The following is a 4,057-nucleotide window of genomic DNA, read 5'->3' on the forward strand; positions in this document are numbered from 1 at the left end:
GCCGATTATAGAGACCCAATGACGATGTTAGAAATTATGCTTACGGGCAATTCTTTTAATTATGGAGCATTTTCAAATCCGCAATATGATAAATTGGTTTCGGACGCTAAAAAAACTTCAGATAATGCCGTGAGAATGAATTATATGATAAACGCAGAAAAAATATTAATAGACGAAATGCCTTTAATACCTCTTTATCATAGGGCTTTTACTTTAATGGTAAATCCTAAATTAAAAGGTATAGTTTATAACGCTTTAGGAAAGCATAAATTTAATTATTGTTATATAGAATAAATTATATATATAATAAATATTTGTTAAATTTTTAATTTTAATCAATTAGTTCTATATTAGGATTAGGTATATTGAATGTCCATAGTGTTTGATAGCGAGCAGTATCCATTTATTGATATAAGAGAGCAATCTTTATATGAAAATAATAGAATATATGTTTATAGAATATTAAAAGATAATATACTTAAATTAAAATTAGAACCCGGCGAAAAAATAAGCGAAGTTAAAATTAAAAACGTATTTAAAGTAAGTCGTTCGCCTATAAGAGAGGCTATAGTTAGATTAGCGGACGAATCTCTGATAGATGTATTTCCTCAAAAAGGAACTTATGTTTCATTATTAGACCAAAAGATTATAGAAAATTCATTATTTATGAGATTAGCTATTGAGAAAGAAATAATGAAAACGGTTTGCTCAAAAGGTTTTAATACTAATGAATTAATAAATAATTTAGAGAATATATTTTCAGAACAGGAAAAAATATCAAATAACGATATGAAACAAGAAGAGATAAAACTATTTTTTAATTTGAACGAACAATTTCATAGAATTATATATAAATATGTGGATAAAGAAATAATATTTGAAAAAACAAGAACTTTTGATAATCATTATTCAAGATTTCATTTGCTTGAATCTTTGGCTAAAACTAATGTAGATTTTGCAATAGAACAGCATAGAAAGACTATAAATGCAATCAAAAACAAAAATTATAAAATGATATGTAAAGTGGAAGAAAATTTATTAGATAATTATAGAGTTAAATTAAAAACGGTTTATAATTTATATCCTAATTATTTCAAATATAAAATATAAAAAAATTTTAAAAAAGACTTGACAAATATATTTTTTTAGACTATACTATACAATATAACTTGTCGACTAATTAGACAAGTTATAGAATTAATATTTTAGGAAAAAATATGTCAGTAAAAAAGATTTCGGACGATGCGATAATAGAGGCAAAAATAACCGAGAGCGGAGGCATAGTTATAGAAGTAAAATCTACCGTTCAGAATATGTTTGAAAAGCATATAAGAAAAGCCGTTGAAAGCGTGGTTAAAGAATTTGACTATAAAAATATTGTTATAAATGTAGATGATTACGGGGCGTTAGATTTTTGTATAAGAGCCAGAACAAGAATGGCTATCAGAAGAGCCTCAAAAAATTTATAGGAGTTAAAAAAGAATGGATAAAAAAAATAATCCTTTTATAAATTGTAGGTCATGGCTGTTTGCTCCCGCAAGCAATCCAAAGTTATTATATAGCGCTCCTATATATAAGCCCGATGCCATAGTGTTTGATTTAGAGGATGCGGTGGCTTTAAGAGAAAAAGAAGACGCGAGAGAATTATTGATAGAGGCGTTAAAAAGTATAAATTATGGCAATATACCGATTTTTGCAAGAATAAATTCTATAAAAACGCCTTTCGGGTTTAACGATATAGAATATTTGGTTAAAGCGGGGCTTAGAAATTTGCGAGTTCCTATGTGCGATACTCCAGAAGAGATAAAAGAAATAGATGAATTTTTAAATAAAATAGAATCTGAAAATAATATAGAGAAAGGCAGCGTGGTTATAGCCGCTGCATTGGAAACTCCTATAGGGGTATATAACGCGTATAAAATAGCAACCGCTTCAAATAGAGTTATAGGAATATCTTTAGGCGCGGAAGATTTTACAAGATGTCTCGGCATTGAAAGAACTAAAGACGAGGAAGAGCTTCTATACGCACGAGAAAAAATAGTTCTTGAAGCTCATGCCGCGGGAGTGGCATGCGTTGACGGAGTATATACTAAAATAGACGATTTGGAAGGTTTTCAATTACAATGCGAGAGAGCGAGAAGTTTGGGATTTACTGGAAAAGCTTGCATACATCCATCTCAAATTCCTTATTTGCATAAAGCTTATATGCCGACAGAAGAAGATATAGAATATTCGTTGCAAGTTCTTGAAGCGTCTAAAAAAACGGATATAAGCGAAGGAGGAGTTATATCGTTAAACGGTAAGATGATAGATGTTCCAATTATAGAAAAAGCTCAAAAGATAGTTGATTTGGCTAAATTATCTGGAATGATTAAGCGATAGAATTATAATTTTAGGAGTAAAAAGTGGGTAAAAAAATTACAAACTCATTGGGAATAGAATTGCCAGAATATATAGAAGGCTACGGAAAAGTAAAACCTTTTATGGGAGCATTCTATTATTATAATAAAGAAAATTACAAAACGGCTTCAAGAAGGATAAAAAATCATAAACCCGAAAATAAAAAATTATGCTCGTCTATAAGAGAAGCTATAGAAAAAACGGGACTTAAAGATAATATGACTATTTCTTTTCATCATCATTTAAGAAACGGAGACGCCGTAATAATGCTTGTCGTAGAAGAGATAGCTAAAATGGGAATTAAAAATATAAGTATATGCTCTTCGTCTTTTACAAACGCTCATGAAGGACTTTTGGAATATATAAAAAACGGAACAATAACTTCTTTATCCACTTCTGGTTTAAGAGGAGATATAGCCAAAGAAATATCTGTAAATAATATAATGAAAAATCCCGTTATATTTAGAACGCATGGAGGAAGAGCGAGAGCTATAGAGAGCGGAGAGGTAAAAATAGACGTGGCTTTTATAGGCACTCCCGCATGCGATGAAGAAGGCAATATGAACGGAAGCGAGGGAAAAAGCGCTTTTGGGGCAATGGGTTATCCTATGATAGACGCTTTATATGCGGAGCATGTGGTTGCCATAACGGATAATTTAGTGAAATATCCTTTACATAGAATATCAATTCCTCAAATATATGTGGATTATATAGTAGAAGTCGAATCTCTTGGCGACCCTAATTTAATAGCCACGGGAGCGACAAGAATCACAAAAAATCCTACCGAACTTCTTATAGCCGAGAAAGCGGCAAAAGTTCTTACGGGATTAGGTTTAATAAAAGAAGGATTTTCTTTTCAAGCTGGTTCGGGCGGAGCTTCATTAGCGGTATGCAGATATTTAAAAGAATATATGGTAAAAAATAATATAAAAGGCTCTTTTGTTTCGGGCGGTATAAACGCTTATATTTTAGAATTATTTAAAGAAGGTTTATTTGAAAGTCTTCTCGATATACAAACTTTTGACGGAAGCATCGCAAACGCCGTAGGAAACGAAAAAGGATATATAGAAATGTCCGCTTCAATGTATGCCAATCCTAATAACGGAAGTTGTGTGGCTCATAAATTGGATATGATGATGCTTTCCGCTACAGAAATAGATTTAAATTTTAATGTAAATTCTATTACGGGTTCGCATGGAATTATTATGGGTTCTATAGGCGGCGCTCCCGATACGGCTGCGGGTTCTAAAGTCACGCTAATGACAGTTCCTTCTATAAGAAAAAGAATGCCTATTATAACCGATAAAGTCACAAATATAGTGACTCCAGGAGAAACCGTAGATATATTGGTTTCGGATAGGGGAGTATGCGTAAATCCTAAAAGAAAAGATTTATTAGACGAATTTGAAAAAAATAATATAGAGCATATTGATATAAAAGATTTATACGATGAAGTTATTTCTTTAACGGGAACGCCCGATAAAGTTCAATATACGGATAATATAGTCGGCGTTATCGAATATAGAGACGGAAGCGTAATAGATATAATTTATCAGGTTAAGCAATAAATAAAAAATATTATAAATTAAACACAAGGAGTTACATTATGAAAGTTTTATTAAAAATTTACATTATGTAAGTTTTATTAAAATTTTTC

General features: G+C 31.0%; 4 protein-coding genes and 1 pseudogene. All 5 read left to right on the top strand.

All coding sequences use genetic code 11. The features are described from left to right. A pseudogene (locus tag EZH24_RS08255) lies at positions 1-294 on the top strand (peptide ABC transporter substrate-binding protein); the annotation flags it as partial. A 75-nt stretch (positions 295-369) separates the two neighbouring features. Continuing rightward, the gene (locus EZH24_RS08260; protein ID WP_137998673.1) at positions 370-1,110 is read left to right on the top strand and encodes a GntR family transcriptional regulator; all 741 of its coding nucleotides are present in this window, start codon (positions 370-372) and stop codon (positions 1,108-1,110) included. A gap of 107 nt (positions 1,111-1,217) precedes the next feature. Then, the gene (locus EZH24_RS08265) at positions 1,218-1,469 is read left to right on the top strand and encodes a citrate lyase acyl carrier protein (RefSeq protein ID WP_137998674.1); all 252 of its coding nucleotides are present in this window, start codon (positions 1,218-1,220) and stop codon (positions 1,467-1,469) included. A gap of 13 nt (positions 1,470-1,482) precedes the next feature. Continuing rightward, complete coding sequence (locus EZH24_RS08270) at positions 1,483-2,382, top strand: HpcH/HpaI aldolase/citrate lyase family protein (RefSeq protein WP_137998676.1); 900 nt, start codon at positions 1,483-1,485, stop codon at positions 2,380-2,382. Between the two features lie 23 nt (positions 2,383-2,405). Then, positions 2,406-3,968: a citrate lyase subunit alpha gene (citF, locus tag EZH24_RS08275; protein ID WP_137998677.1), complete on the top strand. Its 1,563-nt coding sequence runs from the start codon at positions 2,406-2,408 to the stop codon at positions 3,966-3,968. Positions 3,969-4,057: the final 89 nt, after the last annotated feature.

Source organism: Brachyspira catarrhinii, assembly GCF_005518285.1.
GTDB lineage: Bacteria > Spirochaetota > Brachyspiria > Brachyspirales > Brachyspiraceae > Brachyspira > Brachyspira catarrhinii.

Excerpts from the sequence above, each read along its gene's own strand:
- EZH24_RS08270 (WP_137998676.1), top strand. The coding sequence starts at position 1,483 with ATGGATAAAAAAAATAATCCTTTTATAAATTGTAGGTCATGGCTGTTT.
- EZH24_RS08265 (WP_137998674.1), top strand. The coding sequence starts at position 1,218 with ATGTCAGTAAAAAAGATTTCGGACGATGCGATAATAGAGGCAAAAATA.
- EZH24_RS08260 (WP_137998673.1), top strand. The coding sequence starts at position 370 with ATGTCCATAGTGTTTGATAGCGAGCAGTATCCATTTATTGATATAAGA.